The 25,553-nt window shown below is 61.6% G+C and carries 29 protein-coding genes and 1 riboswitch; of the genes, 10 read left to right on the top strand and 19 right to left on the bottom strand.

Annotated features, from left to right (window positions below):
- Positions 1 to 219: 219 nt before the first annotated feature.
- The 7 genes from C8J44_RS11680 to C8J44_RS11645 all read right to left on the bottom strand — a co-directional run bounded on the left by C8J44_RS11680 (position 220) and on the right by C8J44_RS11645 (position 6,475).
- Complete coding sequence (locus C8J44_RS11680; protein WP_121904582.1) at positions 220 to 1,095, bottom strand: SDR family oxidoreductase; 876 nt, start codon at positions 1,093 to 1,095, stop codon at positions 220 to 222.
- Between the two features lie 90 nt (positions 1,096 to 1,185).
- Entirely contained in the window at positions 1,186 to 2,067 is an 882-nt protein-coding gene (locus C8J44_RS11675; protein ID WP_259466819.1) for an MBL fold metallo-hydrolase, read from the bottom strand.
- A 137-nt stretch (positions 2,068 to 2,204) separates the two neighbouring features.
- Positions 2,205 to 2,555 carry a response regulator gene (locus C8J44_RS11665; protein WP_121904581.1) on the bottom strand — a complete coding sequence of 117 codons (351 nt, stop codon included), beginning with the start codon at positions 2,553 to 2,555 and terminating at the stop codon, positions 2,205 to 2,207.
- Between the two features lie 91 nt (positions 2,556 to 2,646).
- On the bottom strand, positions 2,647 to 3,996 hold the full coding sequence (locus tag C8J44_RS11660) for a PAS domain-containing protein (protein ID WP_404969199.1): 1,350 nt from the start codon (positions 3,994 to 3,996) through the stop codon (positions 2,647 to 2,649).
- A 260-nt stretch (positions 3,997 to 4,256) separates the two neighbouring features.
- Complete coding sequence (locus C8J44_RS11655; RefSeq protein ID WP_121904579.1) at positions 4,257 to 4,721, bottom strand: response regulator; 465 nt, start codon at positions 4,719 to 4,721, stop codon at positions 4,257 to 4,259.
- Positions 4,721 to 5,821, bottom strand: a complete 1,101-nt coding sequence (locus tag C8J44_RS11650) for a histidine kinase dimerization/phosphoacceptor domain -containing protein (protein ID WP_121904578.1) — start codon at positions 5,819 to 5,821, stop codon at positions 4,721 to 4,723. The genes C8J44_RS11655 and C8J44_RS11650 overlap by 1 nt, the downstream gene beginning before the upstream one ends.
- Positions 5,822 to 6,268: 447 nt before the next feature.
- On the bottom strand, positions 6,269 to 6,475 hold the full coding sequence (locus tag C8J44_RS11645; protein WP_121904577.1) for an IS1096 element passenger TnpR family protein: 207 nt from the start codon (positions 6,473 to 6,475) through the stop codon (positions 6,269 to 6,271).
- A 42-nt stretch (positions 6,476 to 6,517) separates the two neighbouring features.
- Between C8J44_RS11645 and C8J44_RS11640 the strand changes: the two genes are divergently transcribed.
- The gene (locus tag C8J44_RS11640; protein ID WP_121904731.1) at positions 6,518 to 6,709 is read left to right on the top strand and encodes a hypothetical protein; all 192 of its coding nucleotides are present in this window, start codon (positions 6,518 to 6,520) and stop codon (positions 6,707 to 6,709) included.
- Positions 6,710 to 6,996: 287 nt separating this feature from the next.
- Here C8J44_RS11640 and C8J44_RS11630 read toward each other — a convergent pair whose 3' ends face one another.
- From C8J44_RS11630 to C8J44_RS11615, 3 genes are all read right to left on the bottom strand, one after another.
- Positions 6,997 to 7,581 carry a hypothetical protein gene (locus tag C8J44_RS11630; RefSeq protein ID WP_121904575.1) on the bottom strand — a complete coding sequence of 195 codons (585 nt, stop codon included), beginning with the start codon at positions 7,579 to 7,581 and terminating at the stop codon, positions 6,997 to 6,999.
- A 35-nt stretch (positions 7,582 to 7,616) separates the two neighbouring features.
- On the bottom strand, positions 7,617 to 8,012 hold the full coding sequence (locus tag C8J44_RS11625; RefSeq protein ID WP_121904574.1) for a thermonuclease family protein: 396 nt from the start codon (positions 8,010 to 8,012) through the stop codon (positions 7,617 to 7,619).
- 198 nt (positions 8,013 to 8,210) lie between these two features.
- Positions 8,211 to 8,447: a hypothetical protein gene (locus tag C8J44_RS11615; protein WP_121904730.1), complete on the bottom strand. Its 237-nt coding sequence runs from the start codon at positions 8,445 to 8,447 to the stop codon at positions 8,211 to 8,213.
- Between the two features lie 135 nt (positions 8,448 to 8,582).
- On the opposite strand from C8J44_RS11615, the gene C8J44_RS11610 reads away from it, so the two are divergent.
- The 4 genes from C8J44_RS11610 (at position 8,583) to C8J44_RS18275 (ending at position 11,426) form a co-directional block, all read left to right on the top strand.
- Positions 8,583 to 8,786 (top strand): hypothetical protein, encoded by a 204-nt coding sequence (locus C8J44_RS11610; protein WP_121904572.1) that lies wholly within the window; start codon positions 8,583 to 8,585, stop codon positions 8,784 to 8,786.
- Between the two features lie 3 nt (positions 8,787 to 8,789).
- Entirely contained in the window at positions 8,790 to 9,266 is a 477-nt protein-coding gene (locus C8J44_RS11605) for a LexA family transcriptional regulator (RefSeq protein ID WP_121904571.1), read from the top strand.
- Entirely contained in the window at positions 9,263 to 10,531 is a 1,269-nt protein-coding gene (locus C8J44_RS11600; RefSeq protein WP_121904570.1) for a Y-family DNA polymerase, read from the top strand. The genes C8J44_RS11605 and C8J44_RS11600 overlap by 4 nt, the downstream gene beginning before the upstream one ends.
- A 142-nt stretch (positions 10,532 to 10,673) precedes the next feature.
- The gene (locus C8J44_RS18275; RefSeq protein WP_147453189.1) at positions 10,674 to 11,426 is read left to right on the top strand and encodes a hypothetical protein; all 753 of its coding nucleotides are present in this window, start codon (positions 10,674 to 10,676) and stop codon (positions 11,424 to 11,426) included.
- Positions 11,427 to 11,507: 81 nt separating this feature from the next.
- Here the strand turns inward: C8J44_RS18275 and C8J44_RS11595 are convergent, their stop codons facing one another.
- The 4 genes from C8J44_RS11595 to C8J44_RS18270 all read right to left on the bottom strand — a co-directional run bounded on the left by C8J44_RS11595 (position 11,508) and on the right by C8J44_RS18270 (position 14,318).
- Positions 11,508 to 12,158, bottom strand: a complete 651-nt coding sequence (locus C8J44_RS11595) for an SOS response-associated peptidase (RefSeq protein ID WP_121904569.1) — start codon at positions 12,156 to 12,158, stop codon at positions 11,508 to 11,510.
- A 3-nt stretch (positions 12,159 to 12,161) separates the two neighbouring features.
- On the bottom strand, positions 12,162 to 12,497 hold the full coding sequence (locus C8J44_RS11590) for a hypothetical protein (RefSeq protein ID WP_121904568.1): 336 nt from the start codon (positions 12,495 to 12,497) through the stop codon (positions 12,162 to 12,164).
- Between the two features lie 61 nt (positions 12,498 to 12,558).
- On the bottom strand, positions 12,559 to 12,720 hold the full coding sequence (locus C8J44_RS18490; RefSeq protein WP_183128762.1) for a hypothetical protein: 162 nt from the start codon (positions 12,718 to 12,720) through the stop codon (positions 12,559 to 12,561).
- An 896-nt stretch (positions 12,721 to 13,616) separates the two neighbouring features.
- Positions 13,617 to 14,318, bottom strand: a complete 702-nt coding sequence (locus tag C8J44_RS18270) for a hypothetical protein (protein ID WP_147453188.1) — start codon at positions 14,316 to 14,318, stop codon at positions 13,617 to 13,619.
- A gap of 428 nt (positions 14,319 to 14,746) precedes the next feature.
- Here C8J44_RS18270 and C8J44_RS18265 point away from each other — a divergent pair, with 428 nt between their 5' ends.
- From C8J44_RS18265 to C8J44_RS18260, 4 genes are all read left to right on the top strand, one after another.
- A complete protein-coding gene (locus tag C8J44_RS18265) occupies positions 14,747 to 15,439 on the top strand; it encodes a MerR family transcriptional regulator (RefSeq protein WP_147453187.1) in 693 nt (230 codons plus the stop codon).
- On the top strand, positions 15,436 to 15,777 hold the full coding sequence (locus C8J44_RS11580) for an AlpA family phage regulatory protein (RefSeq protein WP_310886167.1): 342 nt from the start codon (positions 15,436 to 15,438) through the stop codon (positions 15,775 to 15,777). Before C8J44_RS18265 ends, C8J44_RS11580 begins: the two co-directional genes overlap by 4 nt.
- Before the next feature lie 453 nt (positions 15,778 to 16,230).
- Positions 16,231 to 16,674 (top strand): PaaI family thioesterase, encoded by a 444-nt coding sequence (locus tag C8J44_RS11575; protein WP_121904566.1) that lies wholly within the window; start codon positions 16,231 to 16,233, stop codon positions 16,672 to 16,674.
- A 152-nt stretch (positions 16,675 to 16,826) separates the two neighbouring features.
- Positions 16,827 to 17,165: a hypothetical protein gene (locus tag C8J44_RS18260; RefSeq protein WP_147453186.1), complete on the top strand. Its 339-nt coding sequence runs from the start codon at positions 16,827 to 16,829 to the stop codon at positions 17,163 to 17,165.
- Between the two features lie 168 nt (positions 17,166 to 17,333).
- Here the strand turns inward: C8J44_RS18260 and C8J44_RS11570 are convergent, their stop codons facing one another.
- On the bottom strand, positions 17,334 to 18,689 hold the full coding sequence (locus C8J44_RS11570) for a voltage-gated chloride channel family protein (protein WP_121904565.1): 1,356 nt from the start codon (positions 18,687 to 18,689) through the stop codon (positions 17,334 to 17,336).
- A 23-nt stretch (positions 18,690 to 18,712) separates the two neighbouring features.
- Positions 18,713 to 18,789: riboswitch (Fluoride riboswitch) on the bottom strand.
- A 116-nt stretch (positions 18,790 to 18,905) separates the two neighbouring features.
- On the opposite strand from C8J44_RS11570, the gene C8J44_RS11565 reads away from it, so the two are divergent.
- Positions 18,906 to 19,304, top strand: a complete 399-nt coding sequence (locus tag C8J44_RS11565; RefSeq protein WP_121904564.1) for a VOC family protein — start codon at positions 18,906 to 18,908, stop codon at positions 19,302 to 19,304.
- A gap of 11 nt (positions 19,305 to 19,315) precedes the next feature.
- Here the strand turns inward: C8J44_RS11565 and C8J44_RS18615 are convergent, their stop codons facing one another.
- The 4 genes from C8J44_RS18615 to C8J44_RS11545 form a co-directional block, all read right to left on the bottom strand.
- Positions 19,316 to 19,471 (bottom strand): hypothetical protein, encoded by a 156-nt coding sequence (locus C8J44_RS18615; protein ID WP_220683107.1) that lies wholly within the window; start codon positions 19,469 to 19,471, stop codon positions 19,316 to 19,318.
- A 245-nt stretch (positions 19,472 to 19,716) separates the two neighbouring features.
- Positions 19,717 to 21,201: an efflux transporter outer membrane subunit gene (locus C8J44_RS11555; protein ID WP_121904563.1), complete on the bottom strand. Its 1,485-nt coding sequence runs from the start codon at positions 21,199 to 21,201 to the stop codon at positions 19,717 to 19,719.
- The gene (locus C8J44_RS11550) at positions 21,198 to 24,314 is read right to left on the bottom strand and encodes an efflux RND transporter permease subunit (RefSeq protein ID WP_121904562.1); all 3,117 of its coding nucleotides are present in this window, start codon (positions 24,312 to 24,314) and stop codon (positions 21,198 to 21,200) included. Before C8J44_RS11550 ends, C8J44_RS11555 begins: the two co-directional genes overlap by 4 nt.
- Positions 24,307 to 25,455: an efflux RND transporter periplasmic adaptor subunit gene (locus C8J44_RS11545; protein WP_183128761.1), complete on the bottom strand. Its 1,149-nt coding sequence runs from the start codon at positions 25,453 to 25,455 to the stop codon at positions 24,307 to 24,309. Before C8J44_RS11545 ends, C8J44_RS11550 begins: the two co-directional genes overlap by 8 nt.
- Positions 25,456 to 25,553: the final 98 nt, after the last annotated feature.

Below are 25,553 nucleotides of genomic sequence, written 5' to 3'. Positions count from 1 at the left end.
GATGGTTCGCGCTCGGAAACCGTCTGCTACAACAAGCGTGCTTAGAACCGGTTCTGGGCCTGCTAGCTTGGGCAAGCGGGATCACCGACCCCTCTGCTCTGGTAATAGCGGCTGACGCTGGCCCAATCGTGGTGTCCTGCAAGCCTTGGTGCACTATAGATCCTATGGCCACCTCAGCTGACTGCGGACGTGCAGCCGGCTGAGGTTTAGCCATCAGAATCAGGAAATTGGAACCCCGCCGGTCACGGCCACGACATTACCGGACATGTAGCTCCCCTCCGCCGACGCGAGCATCACATAGGCGGGAGCGAGTTCGCCCGGCTGTCCAGCGCGGCCGAGCGGCGTGTTCTGACCGAGCGTTTCCAGTTCCTCCGGTGACTTGGCGATCGGCTGGATTGGCGTCCAGATCGGGCCTGGCGCCACCGCGTTCACGCGAATGCCTTCGCCGGATAGAAGGTTGGACAGGCCCACCGTCAGGCTAGAGATAGCGCCCTTGGTTGCGGCGTAGACAATCATGTTCTTGCCAGCGACCTTTGCCTGTTCGCTGGTCGTGTTGATGATCGCCGAACCCGGCTTCATGTGCGGCGCTGCTGCCTTGGCCAAACGGATCATGGCAAAGACGTTAGCGGCGAACGCGGCCTGCATCTCGTCGTCGTCGATGCTATCAAGGGCCTCGTTCATTGTCTGAGCGGCAGCGTTGTTGACGAGCACATTGATGCCACCGAGTTCCGCGATCGTACGCTCAACCAGGGTTATGCAGTGATCCCGGTCGCGAAGATCGCCCGGAAGCAAAACACAACGTTGCCCCGCCTTTTCTACCCACGTCAGTGTCTCTTTGGCGTCGGCTTGCTCGTCGGCAAGGTAGGAGATCGCAACGTCGGCTCCCTCACGGGCATAAGCAATCGCCACTGCCCGGCCGATACCTGAGTCCCCTCCGGTTATCAGCGCCACCTTGCCCTTCAGCAGGCCCTTGCCGACGTAGCTCTCCTCGCCGTGATCGGGCTTGGTTCGCATCTTCGCCGTCAGGCCGGGTCTTTGCTGCTGCGGTTCACCAGGAAAACTTGTCGGCTGGCTGGTACGCGGATCGTCGGTCATACTGGTTCCTGCTGGTGGATATCAGCAGCAAACGGCTCAGGAGGGATAACGTGCCGGGCGGCCGCACGTGACGATGGCATCCCGTCGGTGTCAGCGTTTCACCGGTTGCCAGCGATAAGCAGTGCCGGCCTTGACGATCTGGCCGAGCCCTGGGAACGGAAAGTGTGGGCTGAACACATGTTCGCCGCTCGCTGCCAACTTGGCCAGCTCTACCGTCCGCCGCTGGCGGCCCTGCTCGCCGTCGGTGTCGTAGCCAATAATCCATTCGGGCCTGGAGAGAGAAACGATAGCGCTATGAGCAGTGTCGCCCATGTCGAGTAGCTTTTGGCTGTTTGACGTGATCTCGTAGCCGCTATGGCCGGGCGTATGCCCCGACAGCGGTACCGCCCGGATACCTGGCATAACCACCGCCCCAGGATCAAATGGCGTTACCTTCGGCGTGATCGTCGCGATGAGCGCCGCGTTATCGGGCTGGTTCTGCATGAACGCCCATTCGGCGTGCGTCATACGGATCGTCGCATTGGGAAACGCCAGTTTATCGTCGGCGCTCGACAGCCCGCCGACATGATCACCGTGTGAATGTGTGATCAGGACGTCGGTGATGTCCGCCGGCGATACCTTAGCGAGCGCTAGGCTCTGCATCAGGACGCCACCAACCTTGGGGCCAAGGCCAGTGTCGATGAGGACCATACGGCCCGGCATGCGGACGAGCAGCGCATCGACGCCGAGCGATAACGCGTCGGTCGGCGCACCTGCTTTCCGCAATATGTCCGCGACAGCTGCCGGGCCTTCCTCTTTGCCGAGCACGCTGCCGTCGTTCGGAACGCGGTTGATCATGTCCCGCAAGGCCACGGCGCGCACCGAGCCGATGCTGAACGGCACCGCGGCAGGCCCGATCGGCACCGGCTTCGCCAGCACCGTCGACCCCAAGAATACGGCAAATCCGGGCGCGGCTATCGAACGAAGGTTCATCTACAGTCCCATGGTGATTGTTGGATATCGTAAGGAACGTGGCGGGTTCGGTGACCTGAGACAACTTGATGAAGTACCCGGTCTTACTGGTAACGCGGATGGGGCGACTGCTTCACTGACCGTCGGCGATCGCTGACTCAGGCGGGCGCCAGGCTTTGGAACGCAGCGATAAGAGCCTGTTCGTTGATTGGCTTGTCGAGAACAACCATCGATGGGCGACTTACGTGGCATGCTTCGCGCGTGCCGGTCACGAAGATCACGGGCGTCGGCCCATGCTCCAAGATGATGGCTTCCACAGCGGCAGGACCTGTACCGCCTGAGAGATTGACATCGGACATGATGATGGAGGGAGGCCGCAATCTCGCGGCATCGATTGCCTCATCTTGCGAGGCAGCCTGATCAAAGGATGTGCCGCCAGCCCGCTCGATCAGCTGAATGATGTGATCGGCGATGAGGAAATCATCCTCGATGACGAGCACATGGCACATATGACAGATCCCGATAAGCTGAGCTCTTAACCAATGTGGTCACGCGATGGGCCCGCCACGGGGTTAATAAATGTCAGACAAGGTCGAAAGCTTAGATCGGCGCTTCGATTGCGAAGCGAACACCTTCCGGCAGATATTGAATTTCCGCCTTGCCGCGGATGTGGCGTGACAGGACGCGCTCAATCATTCTCGTACCAAATCCAACACGTGTTGGCATAGCAACGATAGGACCATCCTGCTCCGTCCAGGAGAAGGTAAGCCGGCGTTCCGTTGCATTGCCGTTCAGGTCCCAGCGTATGCCCACCTGACCCTCCGGTACCGAGAGCGCTCCATATTTGATCGCATTGGTCGCCAGCTCGTGCAGCGCCATCGACAACGCAAGTGTGATTTCCGGGGTCAGCCGTATCGTCGGGCCGACAGCGGAAAACCGTCGACCGTTGCTGTCCATGAACGGCGCGAGCACCCGCTCGACGATCTCACCGATCGCCGCGCCTTCGATCTCGTCCTTGAGCAGCACTTCGTGCGCAGACGCTAGGCTGGCGATGCGGCCCGACACAGCATCCCGAGCCTCAGCGAGGGACGCAGCATCGCGTAGCGTCTGACTGACAACGGCACTGACTGTCGCAAGCGTGTTCTTCACGCGGTGTGTCAGTTCATGTGCCAGAACCGAACGTTGCTCCTCGGCAAATTTGCGAGCTGAAACATTGCTCGAAAAGCCCGAAACCGCCAACGGTGTGCCGTCCGCGCGACGCTGCAGCGAGCCTTGGGAATGGATCCAGCGTTGCTCGCCTTCAGGGGTTAGAATGCGGTATTCGACGTTATAACGCGTGCCATGCTCGATAGCGCTGTTCAGCGAAGATCTGACGAGTTCGCGATCCTCTGGGTGCACGCAAGCCAACAAGCCTTCCGCCGATAATATCTCTCCGGCCGGCCTCCCAAAGTTTGCAAGACAGCTTGGCGAATAGCTAAGCCGCCATTCTGGCAGGTCGATGGTCCAAGTGCCCAGTCCGCCAGCATCGAGCGCAAGCGCCAGGCGCGCTTCTCGTTCAGCCAAAGCGACTTCGCGCTTCGCAAGCTCGGCACTCAGCGTGTCGCGGTCGCGTTCCAACTGCAACAGCCCGTGCCGCTCGAGCGTGACATCGAGCTGAGATGCCACGAAGTAGCGTAGGCTGCCGGTCGCGTCATGCACGGGCGCGACCATGAGGCGGTTCCAGAACGGCGTACCATCACGACGATGATTCAGGAGGTCGATATCGATCGGCTCGCGGCTAGCGACCGCATCCTTCATACGTCGGACGTCGGCTTGATCGGTCAACGGTCCCTGCATGAAACGGCAGTTCCGGCCAACGACCTCGACCGCCGAGAACCCCGTCAGAGCCTCGAACGCACGATTGACGTAAACCAGCGGGTTATCCGGTAGGGTTGGATCGCTGACGACCATCGGCGTAATGCAATGATCGAACGCTGCAACAAAGGGGTCATGCTCGTTGAGGCGGGACGCAAATGCGTCGACAGCCTCGCGTACGACCCCTGAGGCATCGTGCGGTCGAATAGGCGAAGGTGGGAGTGGCTGACGGTCCAAAGCAGGAACGTCTTAGCGGTAAGATGTTGATGGATCAACGTAATCGGAATTTTGCAGAACTTCTGTCATCTGTCGTCCCACCTCGTGAGGCCACGCGATTGTCGGTTATCACCCGGAAATCAGGGACTGGTCTGGGACCACTCTGCGGCAAACGCGGGCGCCGCAATGAAGCTCGCTGGCTGCGGGGATACGGGCGGTGGATCGCAGACACCCTCTTCGATGTAGCGCATTGCGGACATCAGACCATTCCGGGAGAAGGGCTTGGGTATGACGCCATGGCCACCGGCAAAGTCGGCTGGGATCTTAAGTGGGTTTGCAGTGACGAAGACGACTATCGCGTCCGCCCATCGCTTCCGGATCAGTGCACAGACATCCAGGCCGCTGGTGCCTTTCGCAAGCTGTATGTCGACAAAAGCCAGGTCCGGATGGAGATCGCCTGCCAGGTCTTCAACTTCGTAGAGAGACGCGGCCTCGCCGACGACACGGTGACCTGCGTCTTCGATCATCGCTTCAATATCCATCGCCAAGAGAGCTTCGTCCTCGACGATCAGCACATTCAACGGCGGTTGGGCGCGTATATTCATTAATCGTCCACCGGGAATGAGAGAGATACACGAACACCGGGGGCGGCGTCGGACCACACAACGTCGGCCCTGACTTGCTTGGCGAGGCGGGAGATAAGCATTTTGCCAATGCCGTCCGGCTGAACGTCATTGCTGGCTAGTCCATGCCCATCATCGGTAATTTCGATCAGGGCATTATTGCCTTCTAGGGCGGTGCGGACGGAAATCGTACCGGCGCGCCCGTCGGCAAATGCATGCTTGATGGCGTTGGTCGCTATCTCGTTGAGGATCAACCCAAGCGATGTCGCCTTACTGGACGGCACCTCTATTTGCGAAATGTTCGAAACCAGCTTGATGTTGTCGCGTCGGCTGGCACCAACGACGTCGCTGATCAGATTTTCGGTAAACGCCCCGACATCGAACCGGGTGACGTCGTCCGACTGATAAAGGCGGCGATGCACTGTCGCCAGCGCATCAACCCGTTCGAGCATGGTTTCAAGTTTTGATGAAACGGCCGGGTCTGATATGCTACGCGCCTGCAAACGCAGAAGTGAACCGATCATCGTAAGGTTGTTCTTTACGCGATGGTCGACTTCGTGAAGCAGCAGAGTTTTTGCATCTAACGCGGCCTCCAAGTCTGACGTGCGCGCCTCGACCTCCTGTTCGACCAACAACTTTTGCTTTGAAATAATAGTCTGCGCTTTGACGCGGTCAGTAACATCAAGCTGAGAGGCGAAGAAGAATACAACCTTACCGGCGTCATTGCGCACAGGACTCAGATACAGCGCGTTCCAGAACGCAGATCCATCCTTTCGATAGTTTAGGAGGTCCACGGCAATGTCGGTCTGGTCGTCGATTGCCTGACGGACCTTAGCCACCTGCTCTCGGTCGGTGTCGGGACCCTGCAGGAAGCGGCAGTTACGGCCGATGATTTCACTTCGGTCATAGCCCGACAACATTTGAAAGGCTTCGTTGCAGAAGACGATCGGGTTATCGATCTGCGCGGGGTCCGTAATCACCATAGGCATTCGGGTAGCCCGAACAGCCGCGGCAAAAGGGTCCGCTCGTCCGTGCTCGTAATCAAGCGCTTCCGTCAGATGCCAATCGTCCCGCTGCTTCATCACGCCTCCGTGGAGCGTGCCGACCAGCCGAACTCCGTGCCGGGTACTAAATCGTTCTGATCGTTTTCCGTTCCGCTGAGAGATCGAGTTCGTCCCACTAAGGCATGACCATTGGGCGGCATGGCTTGCGCGTACAAAGGCTCTTCGAGGTAGCAAATCGGGGATATGTCGTGCAGGCTGGGAGCTGAACGAACGGCAGAAATGGGGATAGAGGAAATGTCTCGTGAGTGTCCGCTTGTGGGCCTCCCGCGCCAGGATCTCGATCTATCAACTGCGTCGGTGCCGGTTGCGGCTCTTTTTGTAGGCGACCTTGCCGGCATGTCGGCGGATCGCAATCGCTGCGACTGCACTCTTCAAGGCGAGTTCATCGATGTTGAGCGGGTCGAAGGGCCCGCCGTACCATTCGCATAGCTGTTGATGTTCCTCGTGGGCCACGTCGCCCAGGGCCTAGAGGAAGCGCTCAAAGCCGGGGAGGCCGCCGATATCCTCGGGTGGGCATCGTCGCTCTCCGGTAACGAAGCAGGGATATTTGATTTCGTGCTCATCCAGTTCGACTGCCTCGACGACTACGGTGTGCCGCCAGTCATCGCCCATGTCGTAGGTATACCGCTTCGCATCCAGGTACTCCGCTGCCGGTGTTGCGTATCGTCGCAATTAGCATAGTTTGCCGAGCGAACGACTCGCCAGGAGATGCATATGCTGAAGATCGCACTAGCCGCATTCGCCGTCATGACGCTCGCGGCTTCGCCAGTCGCCGCGGCGCCATGCCGGGACGCAAAGGGCAAGTTCATCAAATGCGCGACGGTCACCCCGAAAAAGCCCGTGCGCTGTAAGGATGCCAAGGGCAAGTTCGCGAAATGCGGTGCCGCCGGCGCGAAACCAGCGTGATGCGCTTCAGTATCGCGGCGGCGGTTCTCGCAGGGTTGGCAGTGATCGCGGCACCCGCCTCGGCCAGCCGGCGGTACTCGTCGCGTTCATACACCCCACGTGTTTCGTATGGCGGCGGGCATCACACGAGTAGCCACGGCGGCAGTTACTCGGGCAGCTATAGCGGATCGAGCCATCGCGGCGGATCCTATCGGAATGTTCGAACGTCGAATCGATATGGGCGGCATAAATAATGTGCCGGGGCGGTCGTGCCGGCCGCCCCGAACCCAGGACCGATAGTCGATAGCCTATCCTTCGGTTTTGGACTTTCGCCATTGGCGGAGAGCAGTGTCATACGCTCGGCGCTCGTCCTCGACAGCAGTTTCAGCCTCCCCAATCTCGTCCGATTTTTGTTTTTCCAGTTCCCGCCGCTCGCGGTCTAGTTCCGCCTCCCGATCCGCCAAGGCCTTCATTCTGGCATCGTAATCTATGCTCACCGTTTCCAGCTGGGACTCCGCCGCCTCGAGTTTGGCGCTGCTCGGCTTTGGTTTAGGGGCAGGCTTTACGCGCGCGGCCGGCTTTGATTTGCCCAACTGTCCAGGCGCAACGGCGCTGTCCGATCGGTCTTCCCGCGGCGACCGCGACTCAGGATCGGGCATATCCTTGATCTGTTCGGCCGTCGTGCCGCGGGAGTGCTTTATGACCACGCCCGGCGACGCCAAGGGTTCGGCAGTCAATGCCGGGTTTGTGACGATCTCCGCTATGCCGCGCGCGAAGAAGTCCTTGTCACTTCCCCATGCCGCCAGGGCCGCCTTCTGACTGGGCGCGGCGACGTAGGCGTCGTTAAAGCCCGCAGCCGTCCGATACACTTTCAACTTTTGCGCACGGGCCATGCCGACCGATACCGCGCTATGACGGTCAGCGGAAGTTAGCGGCACTCACCCATGCGATACTGCTCCCAATACCGATCCCACCGTACGGCCGCACCCGAGGCGATTGCGGCGCACGACAGCGACCGGCCGTCAGGTAGTGTGCACCGAGCGACGACGCGACTGTAGCTCTTGCCGGTCGCTTCACATTGCAGCGTCTTGCGCAGGACAATGCGCTCGACGATTTGTTGGCTGCGCTTCGCGGCGACGTTGTCGCAACGATAATTTACCCGGCGGGGGTCCGTGGCGCGGCAGGGTGACGCGCTTTCGAAGTCGGGCGCTTGGACACCGGCGATCCGGACCTTAATGCCGTTCGAGCACCACAGCGGCCCGTCGCCGTCGTGCACGCGTGTGACCGTGCAGGAGAACGTCGTCGCTGGTACGAGCGCGATCACCGAGCCACCCGCCGCATCAGTGCTTAGTCCGGCTGGCGTCGGCCACGGCGTTCAGACAGTCGGCTAAGACATCCCACTGCCGGAACTGCTCCGGTTGATCTGACGGCGTCTTCTGCATACCCGCAGCCACGAGCTGGCACGCTCCACACTGCCCATGGTCTGCCATCAGCGCGAACGCCTGCTCCCAAGCGTCCCGCATCACGCGGACAACCAGTCGGACTCGGCATCGTCGACTGCGGCGAACATGTCGCCCTCGGCCTGCATGGCGCTGAGATGCTTCCGCACGGCTTCTGGATCCCCGTTGCGGGGGAAGCGTCGATCAGCAATGGCGCCCACCGCCAGCTGACCGACAAGGTCGCCTCGGTCCTTCTGAGTGACAAGCCAATGACCGAACGCCGGTTTTGACTCGTGTTGGTCGTCGTTGTGCTCGGTCATCATCGCGTCCCTCGAATCGTTGGTTCGCCAATCGCATCAGATTGATGTTCTTGCAATGTTCTTGCGAATCGATCCAGATCACGCCTAGCTAGAGCACCCCGCCCGACGGCGATTCGACATTGATGGAGCAACGAAATGCAGCACGATTTGCAGCTGAGAGCGGCTGCCCGCGTGATATACGACAACGTCTACCCGCCTGCGTATCCGGCGCCGTTCAGCTTCGACGAAGCAGAACGGTTCGGGACCGTCGAGTATCGGCAAGCGGTCGGCGTCGCTCAGGATGCACGGTCCGACCTGGCTGCTCAGCACGACCAGCTCCTGTTCGCCGCGATCCTATAGGCCATGCCCGCAACCCACCTGGGCCGCCCGGTCGTCGTCCCGCTGAACCGTCGTGACGATGCGCTACGACTTCACGACGTCCCGTTCAAACTGGTGCCGTGCGAGGTGCCGTTTTTTCTCGTCCACACCCAGGCTGGGTTTCCGTCGCCTGCGCAGGACGACATGCAGGAACCTATCGACTTGGGCGCGTGGCTCGTCGAGCATCCAGCCGCGAGTTACATCATGCGCGTCGATGGCCGATCGATGTCGGGCGCCGGGATCAACGATGGTGATATGATCGTCGTGAACCGCGCCAAAAAGCCGAAAGCCGGTTCGATCGTGGTGGCGCTGGTGCACGGCGACCGGACGTTGAAACGGTTGCGCTATGTCGATGGCAGGCATTGGCTTGTGCCCGAGGCCGAAGGGTTCGCGGACATCCTAGTCGATGAGCATGTCGAGATCTGGGGCACAGTCGTCGGCGTGGCGCGTAAGATGACATGAGCACGCCGATCGCCCTGATCGACTGCAACAACTACTACGTGTCCTGCGAGCGGGCCTTCGACGCCAGCCTGGTGGGCGTGCCCGTCATCGTGCTTTCGAACAACGACGGGTGCGCCATTGCGCGCTCGGCCGAGGCGAAAGCGCTGGGCATCAAGATGGGCGATCCGATCCACCACCTGCGCGACAAGGTGCGCCAACACGGCATTCAGGTCCGGTCATCAAACTACGCACTCTACGGTGATATGCAGCGCCGGGTGATCGCCGCCTGCGAGCCCTTCGCCAGCGACTTCGAGATCTACTCGATCGACGAGACGTTTCTGGATCTAGCCGGATTTGAGGGGCGCGATCTTGTAACGCACGCCAATGCAATGCGCGCTCAGGTCCAGCAGTGGACGACGATCCCCACGTGCGTCGGCATCGCGGAAACCAAGACGCTGGCGAAGCTGGCGAATGCCGCGGCCAAGAAGGACCCGCAGTTCGCAGGCGTGGCCGATCTTCGTGACGATGACGTGCGGCGCGATGTGATGCACGCCTTCGCGGTCGCGGATGTGTGGGGCGTAGGCGGTGCCACTGCACGCAAACTGACCGACTTAGGAATCCATACCGCCGGCGCGCTGCGAGACATGCCCATGAAGCAGGCGCGTGCAGTCGGGACAGTCGTGCTCGAGCGGCTGGTGGCCGAGTTGCGCGGCGTCCCGTCCAATGCGGTCGAGGCTGTCGAACCCCGGCGCAAGGGCATGGCCGTCACCCGGTCGTTCGGCACGCCAATCTGCGACTTCGAAAAGATGATGGGCGCCTTATCGCAATATGCACTGCGAGCCGGCGAAAAGCTGCGGTCGCACGGGTTGGTCGGCGCCCGTTTGACCACGTTCTTCCATACCAACAAGCACAAGCCCGACCGACCTCAGTACGGCGCATCGCGCATGACGACGCTGCATCCGATGACGAACGACAGCCTCGAGCTGATCGCGGCGGCCAGACGCGGCGCGGAGAAGGCGTGGCGTGATGGCTACGCCTACACCAAGGCCGGCATCATGCTCGACGATCTGCTTCCCGAGGACGAGCGGCCGCGCACGCTATTCGAACAGGATACAGCTAAGCGCGACCGACTGATGGGGGCGCTTGACGCGATCAACGGCAAGTTCGGCACATGGACCGCGGTGACGGCCTCGCAGGGGTTCAAGCGCGAGTGGAAGATGCGATCGGAGATGCGGTCACCGGCATGGACGACCGACATCGCGGAGGTGCCGACGGTTCGGGCTTAGGGCAATACCGTCCGCCAGGAGGGCTCGACCAAAGTGCATCTACGGGCGGCGCCTTGCTGCACGCTCTTCAGTTGACGAATTCCCAGATTCGCTCAAACACGCGTCATTTAGGAGACCAGCCGTTAGCGGCGTCGGAGACTCAATGCTCGTCCTCAATTGTCTCGCAATTGCCCTCGCTTTGGCGGTGTGCCCCACAGCATCACCAGCTCAAGAAACAGCCTTAGAAGATTTTCCAAAGAGGCTATTAAGGGCCGGAGAAGCAGCCGCAGCGGGTGATTGCCGCACCGCGCTCCCTTTAATTGCTGAGGAACTCCGACAGAACAACGCCATTCCAGAAGACGTGCACAACGCGACCTTGGAAACAGCGGCGAACTGTGCTGGCGAAACAGGAGATTATGTTCTTGCGTATAAATACGCCGTCGCTGGCACTAAATTTTCACGATCTAGCGATAAGTTATGGAGGTTGAAGCTCCAGCTTGAGTTGCATGACCATCGCAACGATTTAGCTCTGGATACGGTAGAGTCGCTGATTAATGGTAGGAGCGCCGCCCTAAATGGAATTCCAACTAACATATTCACACAATGGGACGCAGGACTTGCATCTGAGAAGGACGATACCTCGCGGCGAAGGCTATTCGCAGTTTTAACATCTTCAGCGTACCAGCCAGAAAATTCGCCAACTGCCGTTGATAATTTTCGCGAAGAATACGCAGGTTTGCTGATTAAGGCGGGTGCTATGGGCGCCGCGGCAACCGTCATTAGCGAGATCGAAAATCCTTCGATAAAAGCGGCTGCAAGTCTTGATCCGAGGCTGCATGGTATGATCCCAGCAACATCGGATCCGCACGCAGAAGCAACTCCGCTGGCCGCGCCCCCTGCCGCGAACGAACGCTGACCCCTACAAGATCAGGCAGACTAAGCGGCACGGCATCGGAGCTGTTCGCCGGTGCTGCTGGCATCATGAAGTGGCAAAGGTTTAACGGTGTAGCCCCCGCGTCGGAAACACCGGCCCCCGCACCGTCATCCGGTCTGCTGGGTATGGTCGCTGCAATGACAGGACATCGTCATAGCTGGCAGTCAGCCAGCGCTCTTGATCGTCCGGCCGGAGGATCGTGATCATTGCCTTCGGGTGAATCGGAGCCACCAGTTCGTTTGCGTCGCAAGTGACCATCGCGAAGTAGCGCTGATCGCCGACCTGCTGCCAGAAACCTGCGATCGCGAATACGGGTTGGTCGGTAACGGCAAACCACATCTCCCCCTTGATCGGCTTCTTGCCGTCGCCGAGGTCGGTAGGCTCCCGTGCCCACTCGCAGAACTCCGTCAGCGGGATCAGGCAGCGGTTAGCCCGATTGCTGACGAGCGAGCGCCATTGCGGCAGATGGAGAGTGCGGACGTTCGTCTGTGCAACCTTCCGACCGGCCTGCTTGGCCTGCCCCGCCAAAACGTCCCATTCCATCACGTCGAGCCCGCGGCGGTCGCCTTCGTTCCGCACGACATATGCCCGACCGAACGGACGTAGCTCCTTCGGGTCGAACCGGTTGTCCATTGGCTTATGAGCGAGCCACTCCGCACCAAACCGTTCGGTGATCGTCTCTGGCTCGCCGTCGAACCTGGCTCGGTTGCACATCGATCAGATTCCGAGACCGCGACGCTTGATCTCGCCGAGCAGCGCTTCAGCTACCGGGTGGCCCACCTCGCCGCCCGACTGCTCGTAGGCGTTGGTCAGATCCGCGTCCGATGCATCATTCAACAAGCCCCTGACTTCGGCGTTGAATTCGTCGACTTCTCCGGCCGCTGCATCCGCCGCGTCGTCGCTGGTGATGGTCAGGTCCTCGCCGGGTGCCGGCGCATGTGCCATCACGGCATCCTGCTTGAACATATTGAAGGCGTTTGCGGCTTCATTGCGTTCCTTGAGGGCGATCTCGAGGCGGGTGAACAGGTCGAGCGACGGCGCTGTGTTTTCCATCGCGGAAGCCTAAGCCCGCTTCGTTGTTCCACGCAATATGCCGCTACCGCACGCCGCTGGTTCAGGTGTTCATTCGCCCCACAACGGTGCCGAGCGCGATCACGGAAACGATGATGCCCATCCCCCCGGTTCGCGGCGTCCAGCCAAAGCCTACGACTTTGGGCTGGAACCATTCTCGAGGGTGGTTCATCCCAGCTCCGATACGGGCGCGCAAATCGGCCACGCCTTTCTCTTCCCGGTCCCGACGAATACATGGCACGGACGGAGGACGCCAGTATGCGCGGAAGCCCAAAGCGCCTTAATGTCGTAATGCACTCCGTCGAGCAGGACATACTAGTTATCCGAGCCGAGGCCGTTGGCTTGCACATCGAGAAACGGCTGGCGTCCGAGCCCTCGCGCCTCCGTCATCCGCTGTTGCATGGATTGCATGGATTGCATGGATTGCATCGATTGCATCGTTGGCAGCCTTGGCATCGCTCACCCTTTTTCGCGACTTCTATTGCGAGTCGATCGCTTCGGATCAAGTCGGTCTCGGCGACGATCGCGCGTACGCCTGGTCGCAGCCGGTTTGCCGCGAGGCGGTGTTTCGATGGTAAACAGCTCACATGAACGAGCGTCCGGGTTTAAGAAGCCGCAAGGTGCGCCCGAACGTCTGCAAGTGGGTCTTGCCAGCCTTCTGCTGGCGGGGAGTTTCGCCCATTTGCGGACATTCCCTTTGGTCAGTACAGGGAAGCAACTCGCCGGAGGTACGATGACCGTCGTCCGCATCATCTTAGTTATAGCCATAGGACTCGGCGTGGACTGGGCCGTATTTGAGAGGTTGAAGATGCTGCTCTGGCCCCTTGGGTTCAGATCGGAAGTCAGGTACCGCGATCTTCCGCCCGCTCGTTTGTTCGTGGTGATTGTCGCTTCTGGGGCAGTTGGGTTTAGCCTGACACCGACAGGACCACTGCCCCTCTCGTTCTGGGCGGGGATAGCGATGTTCCTGCTTGCGACCTGTTACGCCGTGTTCTTCGCTTTCCGACGCTAAGCCAGCCTCAGATCGGCGGGATACGAATGTCCGCTCTCCTCCCATCCCGGACGCTCATTGATGCAAAAATCAAAGGTTTTGCATCAACATCAGTACCCGACCTCTAGCGTGACGACTGTTAGCTGACCTTTGATTTTGCCAACCAGCGTCACATTGCCGCCCGGTGAGTCAGGGCTGTTCATCGCCATGATGGCAGTGGACGTCATTTGAGCCGTAAAAAGAGGTTGGAAGGTCGTTGCTCCCGGCGCTGTAATAATGGTGGTCTTCGCCCGATCATCGGCCCACGCGCCATAGCCCCACGCTGTTCCGATGAAGCGCAGTGAGCGGCCGGGAGGTGGCGGCGGGGACGGTTCGTCGGACTTCCGCTGTCCCTCGCATCCCGATTTGCTCAGCCGGCCATTGGAGAGGGTGCCTCCCTCATAATCGGCTTGCAGTATGTAGCAGCGGCCATCGCTCAACGAGAGGGTGACTGGCAAAAAACCGGGCGACCATGCCGCAACGACATGTGCTTTGCTCGTTTCGGCTATCGCAAATGCACCAACAACCTCGGCATGGCCCACAGCCGAGCCGCGCATGTAGAGTGGATCGACGTGGATCAGGCTCCATAACGCCCTATCAGGGATGCGGGTTAATGGTGGCGCACTGGGGTCCGAGGGCACCGCGGCACCTGGTCGTGACCCGCCGCTACTGTATCCAGCGGACGGGACGAACTGCGCATGAGCTCCGATCGCTGCGGCTGCTATCGTGATACCCAGAATAACGCGGGTACATACTGATGCCTTGTTCTTCATCTGTGGCTCCCTGACCCGCATAGCTTACGACATTGACGGCAAAGAGCGAGCTAGCATGCCAATTGCAGCGTGATGCAAAATTCACGGATTTCGCATCAGCCAAAGAACGGCAGCAAACCGGGGGCGCCGGCGATGCAAAATACCGATGCATCTGGGATACCCGTTCAGTGGTCGGTTTCCCGGGGTGTGTCCTCCAAAGCGGACGGCCCGCTTTCCTTCCCTACTCGGCCGTTCCGCTTGCGCTCAGTCTTGGCCATTCGCGACGGCACTGCCTCTGCCTCCGCAAAACGGGTGTGCCGTTGCCATGGTGCAGGGCAAGGCGGCGGACACCCTACTTGCGTGGAACCTTTGTCGGTCGAGGCGAAATAGTAGGGAGATAAAAAGAAAAAACCTTTCTTTGTTGAAATTTGTCCTCCAATAGCGTGGTTATGGTGCTGCCCGACAACCACTACGCTCTTCAGATGACGCGTCAGCAACTCAGCGTCGCGATTGGCCTACCGGGTGATACGATCGCCTACTGGCTTAAAGAAGGGCTGATTTTCGCGTTAGGTGATCAGAAGCACGGACGCGGCAACCATCGTCGCTTCGGGTACGAGGCTGTACACATCGCTGCAATTCTTGCCGAACTAAGTCGTTACGGCATGAATACGATGGGACTGCGTAATCTTTCATCGCGACTGTGGGACGCGGTGAATTTAGGTCGCCTCCACCCCGATTTTACACCGCTTGATTTTATGTGCTGTAAGAATTTGCTCATAGGAAAAGAGCTCGCCGCAAGGGGTGAGGATGTTCCGGAAATAATGAGCATTGGTTCAGCATTAGCGCGTGATGATGATCATGGAGAGAGAGAAGGCACTCCAGGACCGCGCCACGTAACGATGATGGAATGGTTTAGCATTGATGCTGCCCGGCTTCTGACTGCTTACGCAGATCTTATGAGTCGAGACATTTTTTTGCACGATGTGCCAAAGTGGTTTGTAAGTGCAAGCCCGAACGGATCGATCGAGTTCATATTGGAGGACGATCCGTCTGGGGAAGATGTTGAAGGGCGGGCTAGCTATATATGCCTCGATATCAAAGAGATCGTGAACCGGGCTTGGTTTAGCTTAACTGATCAATGAACCGGGCTGACAGGGTGGTCGAAACACGCCTGTCAGCCCTCACCACGGAAAACCCGAGAGGAAACCCAATGGCTAACAGTGCTTCTAGCAGTTTTTATACAGATCTGCAGCCTTCAACATCATTCGCCGGCTTGGACGCTTCACTGCCTGCGACGGTCATCCTTCGGCTGCCCGCCGTCAAACAGCGCAAGGGGCTGAGTCGCGCTACCATCTACCGCAAAATGCAATCACTCGAGTTTCCCGCTGCGAAACGGCTGAGCGCAAATGGCGTTGGGTGGGTTGATGCCAAAGTGGAGGCTTGGCCGACTGATCGCGCTCCCGACGGAGTACGGCCATGAAGCTTTGCATGGGGGGTACCGTAGGGGGTATCGGCGCTGATGATGCGCTAAAATGCCACGGCAAATCAGTAGTATGGGGGCATGAATTCGGCGGGCTCCGTCTCCGCCATTTTAATGTCCCACAGCAGCTCACACCATCTCGGAAGCCTAGGACTCGCGTCGCTCTTCATAGCGCGGTAGTCTCACACGGTCCCATTGTGCCTCACACAAGCCCGCGCATGTTGGGGGTACGCCGAAGACGTTCTGGGGGTATCGAGTGCTGACCGAATTACGCTGTCGTCAGGCCAAGGTGGCAAACAAGAGCTACAAGCTGTCCGATGCCCGTGGGCTTCACATGTCGTGACGACCACAGGCTTCCGTTTCTGGCGCGGTCCGGCCGACTTATATTAACAAGGGTGATCCAGGTGAGCCACGCGCCAAGATGACTGAGATTACTCCCGGAAGTGTCCGCGCATGAACGTCTTGACCGATCATGCCGAATTTGATGGCCATGACCAGCTGGCAGCCTTGATGGCAGCCAATATCCACCCGCCGATCCACGAGACGCTGGATATCGGTTTGGTCGAACTCGAGCGTGGCCGTGTGGTGTTCGAGGGTTCGCCGTCGCGCAAGGTCTACAACCCGATCGGATCGGTGCATGGCGGCTATGCGGCAACATTGCTCGACAGCGCCTGCGGCGCTGCTGTCCATTCAAGCCTGCCGGCGGGTCAGGGTTTTACGACACTGGAACTCAAGGTGCCATATCATCGGACGCTGAGAGAGGCGAGCGGACCAGTGCGTGCCGAGGGCAAGATGACTTCCTTAGGACGCCGCGTTGCTTTTTCCGAAGCTCGACTACTGGATGCACAGGGACGACTATGCGCATCGGCGACATCGACCCTCCTGATTTCCCGATGACAGCTCCCGCTGCGTGAACCAATCGAGCGTGGACCAGTTGTGCCAGCATTCGACTGTAGCCGGCCTGCCTCATTCGAAAGCAGCCGTTCACGTTCGGGCCATCGTTCGATGGCAATGATCGGCAACCATCCATTCGAGGCGTTGGAAACAGCATGACCATCAAGCCTATCGCGGTCGTCTTCGCCGCAGCTCTGGCACTTTCAATCGCGGCCCCTGCAATGGCCGTGGGCGATCTTCCAGGTAAGCTCAGTCAACGACAGGCGGCAGCGATATACAAAAAAATCCGCCCCCTACTTGCGGCTGAGGGTGCGACCTGTCCGGCCGGTCAAACGGTGGAGACAGGTATCGTGACAGGCGGTTCGAGCCCTTCCGGTGGTTCTCAGACAACAACGATCATGTTCAATCGTGGCGGGAAGGTCGTTATCAGCCGCACGTGGGATTCAAACGTCGGCAAAAAGCTGACGATATCAACGAAGATTGATTGTTCATGAGCATGGAGCCGAGCAGGCGGCATTGATGTCCCCATCCCGCGATTCGCTGGATACCCCCTCCGCAACACCCACGCTTTTCTGTGGCTTTCGGCTCGGGCCGCATCCCGATTTCGCGATGCTGGACGGTGAAACGATTGGGCATGGACAGACCTTCGATCGGTGCGGGGATCAAGAGCGCGGGCGACGCGCGGCGCGATGCGCCCGCACCTCGCGCAGGGTCGCGTTCGGGGTAAGGCCGGTCGTGGGCACCTTCGGCACGGCGACGCGCTGCGACAGGTAGATGCCGTTGTGACCCGAGCAGAGGTAGGCGACGAAGCAGGCCACTGCGATCGGCACCGCATAGGCAGCGCCGAACAGCTCGATGCCCATGAAAGTGCAGGCGAGCGGTGTATTGGCGGCCCCGGCGAAGAGCGCGACGAACCCGATCGCTGCGAACACGTCGGTCGGCACGCCGAACATAGGGGCAAGTGCATTGCCGAGCGCCGCGCCGATGAAGAACAGCGGCGTGACCTCGCCGCCCTTGAAGCCGGCACTGAGCGTGATGACGGTGAACAGCAGTTTGAGCGCCCAGCTCCACGGATGCGTCTCAGCGCCGAAGAAGCTGGCGAGGGTGAGGCCGTCAGGCATCGCCGCCAGCGTGCCGAGACCGAGATAGTCGCGCGTGCCGAACAGGTGAACGAGCGAGATGACTGCGATCCCGCCAAGGACCGGGCGCAGCGGGCCATAGGGAACGATCCGCTTAAGCCACCCACCCAGCGCATGATTGGCTTCCGCGAAGACGAGACCGACCAACCCAAACGCCACCCCGGCGATGCCGGCTTTGGCGACGAGCAGTGCATCGACCGGCACCAGCGTGGCGATCCGGTACACCCCGTGACGAATGCCCCATGCGAGGCACATCCAGTCACCGACCAGCGCCGCGACGAGGCACGGCACCAGTGCGCGATATTCGACGCGCCCGATCGCCAGCACCTCCAGCGCGAACACTGCGCCCGCGATCGGCGTGCCGAACACCGCGCCGAACCCGGCTGCGATTCCGCCCATCAGCAGGATCCGCGTGCCGTCCGCATCGAGCTTGAGCGCGCGACCAAAGCCGCTGGCGAGACTGCCGCCCAACTGGACGGCGGTGCCTTCGCGTCCGGCCGAACCGCCGAACAGATGCGTCACCACCGTGCCAAGGAAGATGAGCGGTGCCATCCGCAACGGCACCCCGCCACCCGGTTCGTGGATTTGCTCGACGATGAGGTTGTTGCCGCCCTCCACCGAACGACCGGTCAGATGGTACAGTAACCCGACCACGAAGCCGCCCACCGGCAGCAGGTAGAGCAGCCAGGGCGATGCGAACCGCAGGCGTGTAACCGCATCGAGGCTCCATAGAAACGCAGCACAGAGCGTACCAACGAGTGCGGCCATCGGCACCAGAATAAGCGCCCAGCCCATCACCGACACGGCATGATCGCGACGATCGCGGACAAACGCCGCCACATTCAGGCCGGTATAGAGATTGCGAAACGTCGCGTGCACGATTCCTCCTTGCTGCCTTGCGGCGCTTGGTAGGAATCATCGGCCCTTGCGAGGGCGGTTCGGCCGAATAGCCTGGCGGAAATCCATCGCCGTTCCGGCGCATATGTCGTCTGAGGGTAATTTCGTCAACGGCCGGTTTCTTTCAAATTTGCCGTTTCGCCATCCTGGGTGGGAGCGGGCGTTGGCGCGACGTCGATATTGGCGCAGGTTCACTGGATGCCCCAGCGCTTGAACCTGACCGCCCTCCTCGTCGACGAATATGACACCGCTCTCGCCTTCTTCGTCGGCAAGCTTGGCTTCGAGTTGCGTGAAGATACCGCGCTGGCAGATGACAAACGATGGGTGGTGGTCGCACCGTACGGCGCGGCGAGCGGACTGCTATTGGCGAGGGCTGTCGGCAACCGGCAACGTAGGGCAATCGGCGATCAAAGCGGCGGTCGCGTGTTCCTGTTTCTCGAAACAGACGACTTTACCCGGGACTACCTCGCCTATACGGAGCAGGGTATCCGCTTCGTCGAGGCGCCTCGCCTCGAGCCATACGGCACCGTGGCCGTCTTCGAAGACCTCTACGGCAACCGATGGGATCTGATCGAACCTTTCCCCGGCAAACGATGATTCCTGCACACCTACCCAGATGAGCGACAATGACGTCCAGTTCGGTAATGCGCGCTGCTCGGCGGGAGGATCGCACCGAGTTCGACGGAGGCCCCGGCCATCGTCTCGATCTCGCGCGTCGGATAGTGTTGCAACTCGATCTCGTCGTAGAGAATGTCGCGTGCCATCGCGACCTGCTCGACGGGACACACGACGTGTACGCGGTACAGCGCTTCGGTCTTGCCCCTGTCCTGCTGTCCAGAAGCCGAGATCGACGTAGGCCGCCGCCCCTGAGGCGACCAGGACGTTGATACGAAGCCCCGCGGTTTGCGGACGCCATTGCTGCTCCAAGCCAATCAGTGTGGCCGGTACGAAGGCCGTCGCGAGCGATGCGAAGGTGAAACCGTCAGGGCGCGGACATCCAAGTCGAACATCACGGGTTCCGTGGGATGACAGATTCAGCAGCAGCGGGATGTAGCCAATCGCCCCCCATCGCCTGGAACAGCGCGACGGTATTGCTCAGCCGCGCGGTCTGCGCCTGTATGACGCCCAGCCGGGCCTGGAGATACGTCGCCTGCGCCTGGATCAGATAGGTGTTGTCGACGTCGCCGAGCGCCGCCCGGCTCTTTGCGATCGTCAGGCTGCCGGCTGCGGAGGTTTCGGCACGCGTCTGCGCCGCCAGAAGATCGCCGTTCGCGCGGATCGCCTCGAGCGTGTCGGCCACGTTCTGGAACGCCGTCAGCACCGCGCTCCTGTATTGCGCGGCAGCCTGATCGCGCAAAGCACGCGCCGCCCGAGCACGTCTCGCCAACGTGCCGCCATCGAAGATCGGCTGGAGCAGCCCGGCCGTCAGATTATAGAAAAAACCGCCGGGTCCGGTCAGCACGGAGAGCGTTTCACCGGCCAGGCCCGAATCCGCGCTGAGGGTGAGGCTGGGAAGGCGGGCGGCGATCGCGACGCCGTATTGTGCGTTGAGCGCGCGTATATTTGCCTCGGCGAGCCCGATATCGGGGCGCTGCTCCAGCAACTGCGCGGGCAGGCTTACCGGCAACTCGGTTGGCAAGGCGAACGAAGCCAGCGTGAAGATGGCCTCCGGCTGATCCTGGGGTGGCCGCCCAAGCAGCACGGCAAGCGCATTGCGCTGCTGTGCGAGTTGCCGACGCAGATCGGGCAGCAGCGCCTCGGTTTGTGCCAGTGCCGCATCCTGGGCGACAACGTCGCCGCGCGGAATGGATCCGAGTTCGAACTGGCGCTGGATCAGCGCGCGCAGACGGCGTTGCTGGTCCGCCAGATCGAGCGTTACCGCCAGTTGTCCGCGTAATTGCGCCTCCTGAAGCGCCGCGTTCACGACGTTGGCGGCAAGCGTGAGATAGGTCGCCTCTACCGTGAAGCGTTGCGCGTCGCGCTGCGCCGCAGCGGATTCGATCGTCCGTCGGACGCCCCCGAACAGGTCGGGCGTGTAACCAACGCTCAACTGCCCGGTGTAGACATTGAAGATCGACGCGCCGGAGCTTTGCGGCGACGCGATCTCGGATGCCACGCGCTGGCGGTTTGCGGTCGCCCCCGCCGTCACGGTCGGCAACAGCGCACCGCGTTCGGCGCGATAGGACTCCCGCGCCGCTCGCAAGGCTGCTTGGGCTGCCTCGACGTCCGGGTTGGCCGCGAAGGCCTGCGCGACGAGCCGATCGAGGTCCGGCGAACCAAATGCGGTCCACCATTTCGCCTGCGGGCGCGCACCGATCAGAAAGCGTTGCGCGTCGCCGATCGGGACTGCCGTGGCGGTCGTCTGAACGGGGAGCGGGACAGACGTATAGCGGTCCGTCCGCGGCAGTTCGGGCCGCACGTAGCGCGGGCCGACGGCACAGCCCGAGAGAGTGGCCAGCAGCATGACGGGCAGGGGGAAGGATCGGAGTGTCATAGCGAAGGCTCCAGCGCGGGATCGGCGGAAGGACGGGGCGCAGCGGAGGCCTTCGCCTCGACGCGCCGCTCGACCAGGAAATAGAGCGCCGGGATCAGGAACAGCGTCAGGAACGTCGTCAGGACGAGCCCTCCGACCACGACGGTACCGATCCCGCGCTGCACGTCGCTGCCGACGCCGGTGGCGAGCGCAGCCGGCAACATCCCGACGGTTGCCACGGTCGCGGTGGTCAGCACCGGGCGAAGCCGCTCGGCCGCGCCCTCGATCACCGCGTCGATCAGCGCCAGCCCGCGGCTTCGCGCCGCGTTCAGGTTCGACACCATGATGATCCCGTTCTGCACCGCGACGCCGAACAGCGCGATGAACCCTACCGCCGATGCGACATTCAGCGTCACCCCTGTCAGATGCAGCGCGATCAGTCCTCCCAGTGCCGCAAGCGGCACGAGACCCAGCACGAGCAGCGCGTAGCGGAACACGCCGAACAGCGAATAGAGCAGGATCAGCATCAGCGCCGCGACGATGCCGAAGATGATGCGCAACCGCGCCTCGGCCCGACGCTGGTTCTCGAACTGGCCACCGAAGGTCAGCTCGAACCTGCCGTGATCGTATTTTACCTGCGAGGCGATCTTGGACTGGGCCTCGGCAAGGAAGCTGGTCAGGTCACGGTCGCGATAGTCCAGCTTCACGGTGAGATGGCGGCGCGTCAGTTCGCGCGTGATCGTGCTTTCGCCCGCCTGATAGCCGATCGTGGCGACCGAAGAGAGCGGGACATGCGCCCCGCCGGTCGTGGTCAGGACGAGGTCGCCCAGATGCTCCACCGTATCACGTGCGGCAGCCGGAAAGCGCACGGCCAGGTCGTACACCCGCTCGCCGACGAAGATCTGCGAGAAACCCTGTCCACCGACCGCGGTCGCCAGCAGGTCGTTCACGTCGGCGATGCTGATGCCGTAGCGGGCCAGGGCGCTGCGATCGACCTTGACGACGACCTGGGGCAGGGGGGGCTCCTGATCGATCGCCACGCCGTAGGAGCCGCGCACCGACTGCAGCACGCCGACGATGTCCTGCGCGATCCGCCGGCCTTCCTTCAGGTCCTCGCCGAAGACCTTGACGACCAGTGCGCTGTGCGCACCGGAGATCTTGTCGTTGACGCCATCGATCATCGGTTGGCTGAAACCGATCTGATAGCCGGGCAGCCGCGAAAGCCGCGCGTTCATCCGTCGAACGAGTTCGTCCTTGCTCTCATGGTCGGGCCAGGTGTCGTATGGTTTCAGACCGACGCTCGACTCGATATGCGACGGCGTGAAGGGATCCGTGCCGTCGTCGTTACGTCCGGTCTGCGTGACCATGTAGGACACTTCGGGGAAGCTCAGCACCTCGGCACGCAGGTCGCCCGCCATCCGCTTTGCGGTATCGAGGGAAATCCCCGCGGGCATCGAGACCTGGAGCCAGAGCGATCCTTCGTCGAGTTCGGGCAGATATTCCCGACCGACCGTCGCGCCGAGCCCGACCACCGCAACCGCGGCGACCAACACGGTCGCAACCGCGATCCGCGGGCGCGCGATGAGCGCGGCGAGCGACCGGCGATAGCCCGTCTCGGCGCGCATGAGGACCGGGTTGTGGACGATCCGCCGGGGCTTGCGCAGCATCATATAGGCCAGCGCCGGCACCAGGGTCAGCGACAGAACGAGCGCGCCGAGCAGCGAATAGCCGACCGCATAGGCCATCGGCGAGAACAGCTTGGCTTCGACGCGCTGGAACGCGAACAGCGGGAGATACGCCGCGATGATGATGAGCGTCGCGAAGAAGATCGGCCGCGCGACGGATACTGCGGCGTGGCGGACGTCCTGTTCGCTCAGCACCGCGTCGGGGTCCGCCTCGCGACGGCGCAGGATCGCTTCGGTCATCACGATCGCGCCGTCCACGAGGATGCCGAAATCGATCGCGCCGAGTGACAGCAGGTTCGCAGACACGCCGGTCAGGTACATCAGTGCGAACGCGACGAGCATGGCGAACGGTATGACCACCGCGACGATCAGCGCGGCGCGTGCACTTCCGAGGAACAGGATCAGCACGAAGACTACGAGGCCGATGCCCAGGAAGACGGTGTGCGAGACCTTGTGGATCGTCGCGTCGATCAGGTTGCTGCGATCGATATAGGGCACGATCCGCACGTCCTGCGCCTTCAGCGCGGCATTGAGCTGATCGACCTTGGCGTGGAGCGCATCCAGCACCGGCCCGGCATTGGCGCCCTTCAGCAGAAGCGCGATTCCCTCGATCGAGTCGTTGTTGTAGTCCTTGCCGAGGATGCCGTGACGTTCCTGGTTGCCGAGTTTCAGAGTGCCCAGATCGGCGACATGGACGGGCGTACCGTCCTTCGTCTTGACGGTGATCGCGCCGATATCGTCGAGCGTCCGGAGCCGGCCGATACCGCGCACGACATAGCCGAGCTCTCCGCGGTTCACGACGCTGCCGCCCGCGTTCCCGTTGTTGGCACCGATCGCATCGGTGACGTCCTTCAAGGCGATCCCGTAGCGCGACAGCGCCGCTGGATCGATCTCGAGCTGGTACTGCGTGGTGATACCGCCGAAATTGTTGACGTTGGCGATGCCATCGATGCCGCGTAGCGCGGGGATGACCGTCCAGCGCTGGATCTCGGACAGCTCGCGCAGCGACTTCGTGTCGCTCTCGAGCGTGTAGCGATAGACCTCGCCGATCGGCGACGTGAAATCATCGAGTCCGGCCTCGACGCCCTCGGGCAGATCGGCTGCGGCGATCCGCTCCTGCAGCCGCTGACGCGCCCAATAGCCTTCGACGCCGTCCTTGAAGACCACCGTGATGAGCGTCAGGCCGAAGGCGGTGCGGGAGCGCATCATCGCGAGGCCGGGCGTGCCGTTCAACGCGCGCTCCAGCGGCACGGTGACCTGCTGCTCCATCTCCTCCGCGGCGAGCCCGGGAGACTGGGCGATCACCTGTGAACTGGTATCGGCGATGTCGGGATAGGCCTCGACCGCGAGCTGGGACCAGGAATAATAGCCGAAGATCGCGATCAGGATCGCCAGCAGCGCCATGATGAAGCGCTTCGCGAGCGCGAAGCCGACGAGCCGATCAATCATTGATCAGCACTCCGCCGCGTACGATCACGCGCTCGCCGGCCTTCAGGCCCTTCGATATCGTCGTTCGCGCGCCGAGACTGTACCCAGCCTCGACCGTACGGGGCACGAAGGTCCAGGGTGCGACTTCGACATAGACCTGGCTGCCCTCGTCCTTCAGGAACAGCGCGCCGGTCGGAACGGAGACCGCCGGTACCGCTGCTGCCTGGAACGAGACGGTCGCGAACATGCCGGGCTTCAATCGACGACGGCCGTCGGGGAATGCGAGACGCACTTTCATGCGCCGTGTCTCGGGATCTAGAACATCGCTGACCGAGCCGACTCGGCTCTGTACCGGCGCGTCGGGATATGCGGCAAAGCGCACGCTCGCCGGCTGGCCGACATGAACCGATGCGAGATCCTTCTCGGGGACTTCGACCGTGACGAAGACACGGTTGAGATCGGTGATCGTCATCAGCGACTGGGTCGCGTCGTTCCACACCGCCCCGCGTGCTGCTGCAAGATCGGTGACGCTGCCGCTGCTGGGCGCGACGATGGTCAGGACCTGCGCACCGCCTCGCTGGCGCAGCGGCGCGCCGACGATCCGCAGCTTCGCGGTGGCGCTCCGCAGATCGGCCTGCGCGGTGGCATACTCGTTCTCGGCCTGGAGCACGTCCTTTTGCGCTCCACCACCAGCATCGAACAACGCGCTTGCTCGCGCCTTGCTGCGGGTCGCGAGCGCCATCGCGGCGGTCGCACGCGCCTGGTCCGCATAGGCCTGGGCCAGATCGGAGGACACCATGGTCGCAAGCGGTTGTCCCGCTCGGACATGGTCGCCGAGCCCGACGCGCAGTGACACGATCCGGCCCGTCAGTGCGGGCGCGACCTTCGACTGAAGTGCAGGATCCGCCTCGACTGACGCTGGCAGGTCGAGCGTGCGGCCTTCGGTCGAAGTGCCTACCGCGGCGACTGCGATCCGCGTGCGAAGCGGCGATCCCGCCGGCACGAAAATCCGGTCGCCCTTGCGTTCGACGATCGGCGCCTGGCGTGCAGGCTCGTGCGACTGCGCGCCACCACACGCCGACACGGTCAGGATCAGGCAGCCGAGGAGCATCGAGCGCAACGCCGGCGCGCTCGCCGGGACCTGGGAAACGAAAACAGGCATTTGAACAACTCCGGAGAGGCGTGGTGCTATCGGCGGCATGGGACGCGCGATGCGGATCGGGTGAGGAGTGGGCAGGCGACCAGAAGTCGGCGTGTTCG

Origin of the sequence: Sphingomonas sp. PP-CE-3A-406, from assembly GCF_003688625.1 — a bacterium.
In the GTDB taxonomy this organism is placed as follows: Bacteria; Pseudomonadota; Alphaproteobacteria; order Sphingomonadales; family Sphingomonadaceae; genus Sphingomonas.
The sequence above is the reverse complement of the archived record's forward strand: the minus strand, read 5'-3'. Positions and strand labels throughout refer to the sequence as shown.

What these genes read in the sequence shown, in the direction of transcription:
- C8J44_RS11680 (WP_121904582.1), bottom strand. Translation starts at nt 1,095, where the DNA reads ATGACCGACGATCCGCGTACCAGCCAGCCGACAAGTTTTCCTGGTGAA.
- C8J44_RS18275 (WP_147453189.1), top strand. Translation starts at nt 10,674, where the DNA reads ATGCTCGTCCTCAATTGTCTCGCAATTGCCCTCGCTTTGGCGGTGTGC.
- C8J44_RS11565 (WP_121904564.1), top strand. Translation starts at nt 18,906, where the DNA reads ATGCCCCAGCGCTTGAACCTGACCGCCCTCCTCGTCGACGAATATGAC.
- C8J44_RS11655 (WP_121904579.1), bottom strand. Translation starts at nt 4,721, where the DNA reads ATGAATATACGCGCCCAACCGCCGTTGAATGTGCTGATCGTCGAGGAC.
- C8J44_RS11640 (WP_121904731.1), top strand. Translation starts at nt 6,518, where the DNA reads ATGCTGAAGATCGCACTAGCCGCATTCGCCGTCATGACGCTCGCGGCT.
- C8J44_RS18615 (WP_220683107.1), bottom strand. Translation starts at nt 19,471, where the DNA reads ATGGCACGCGACATTCTCTACGACGAGATCGAGTTGCAACACTATCCG.
- C8J44_RS11675 (WP_259466819.1), bottom strand. Translation starts at nt 2,067, where the DNA reads ATGAACCTTCGTTCGATAGCCGCGCCCGGATTTGCCGTATTCTTGGGG.
- C8J44_RS11615 (WP_121904730.1), bottom strand. Translation starts at nt 8,447, where the DNA reads ATGACCGAGCACAACGACGACCAACACGAGTCAAAACCGGCGTTCGGT.
- C8J44_RS11660 (WP_404969199.1), bottom strand. Translation starts at nt 3,996, where the DNA reads ATGGTCGTCAGCGATCCAACCCTACCGGATAACCCGCTGGTTTACGTC.
- C8J44_RS11610 (WP_121904572.1), top strand. Translation starts at nt 8,583, where the DNA reads ATGCAGCACGATTTGCAGCTGAGAGCGGCTGCCCGCGTGATATACGAC.
- C8J44_RS11630 (WP_121904575.1), bottom strand. Translation starts at nt 7,581, where the DNA reads ATGGCCCGTGCGCAAAAGTTGAAAGTGTATCGGACGGCTGCGGGCTTT.
- C8J44_RS11665 (WP_121904581.1), bottom strand. Translation starts at nt 2,555, where the DNA reads ATGTGCCATGTGCTCGTCATCGAGGATGATTTCCTCATCGCCGATCAC.
- C8J44_RS18265 (WP_147453187.1), top strand. Translation starts at nt 14,747, where the DNA reads ATGGTGCTGCCCGACAACCACTACGCTCTTCAGATGACGCGTCAGCAA.
- C8J44_RS11580 (WP_310886167.1), top strand. Translation starts at nt 15,436, where the DNA reads ATGAACCGGGCTGACAGGGTGGTCGAAACACGCCTGTCAGCCCTCACC.
- C8J44_RS11555 (WP_121904563.1), bottom strand. Translation starts at nt 21,201, where the DNA reads ATGACACTCCGATCCTTCCCCCTGCCCGTCATGCTGCTGGCCACTCTC.
- C8J44_RS11600 (WP_121904570.1), top strand. Translation starts at nt 9,263, where the DNA reads ATGAGCACGCCGATCGCCCTGATCGACTGCAACAACTACTACGTGTCC.
- C8J44_RS11545 (WP_183128761.1), bottom strand. Translation starts at nt 25,455, where the DNA reads ATGCCTGTTTTCGTTTCCCAGGTCCCGGCGAGCGCGCCGGCGTTGCGC.
- C8J44_RS11550 (WP_121904562.1), bottom strand. Translation starts at nt 24,314, where the DNA reads ATGATTGATCGGCTCGTCGGCTTCGCGCTCGCGAAGCGCTTCATCATG.
- C8J44_RS11605 (WP_121904571.1), top strand. Translation starts at nt 8,790, where the DNA reads ATGCCCGCAACCCACCTGGGCCGCCCGGTCGTCGTCCCGCTGAACCGT.
- C8J44_RS11595 (WP_121904569.1), bottom strand. Translation starts at nt 12,158, where the DNA reads ATGTGCAACCGAGCCAGGTTCGACGGCGAGCCAGAGACGATCACCGAA.
- C8J44_RS18270 (WP_147453188.1), bottom strand. Translation starts at nt 14,318, where the DNA reads ATGAAGAACAAGGCATCAGTATGTACCCGCGTTATTCTGGGTATCACG.
- C8J44_RS11590 (WP_121904568.1), bottom strand. Translation starts at nt 12,497, where the DNA reads ATGGAAAACACAGCGCCGTCGCTCGACCTGTTCACCCGCCTCGAGATC.
- C8J44_RS11575 (WP_121904566.1), top strand. Translation starts at nt 16,231, where the DNA reads ATGAACGTCTTGACCGATCATGCCGAATTTGATGGCCATGACCAGCTG.
- C8J44_RS11650 (WP_121904578.1), bottom strand. Translation starts at nt 5,821, where the DNA reads ATGAAGCAGCGGGACGATTGGCATCTGACGGAAGCGCTTGATTACGAG.
- C8J44_RS18260 (WP_147453186.1), top strand. Translation starts at nt 16,827, where the DNA reads ATGACCATCAAGCCTATCGCGGTCGTCTTCGCCGCAGCTCTGGCACTT.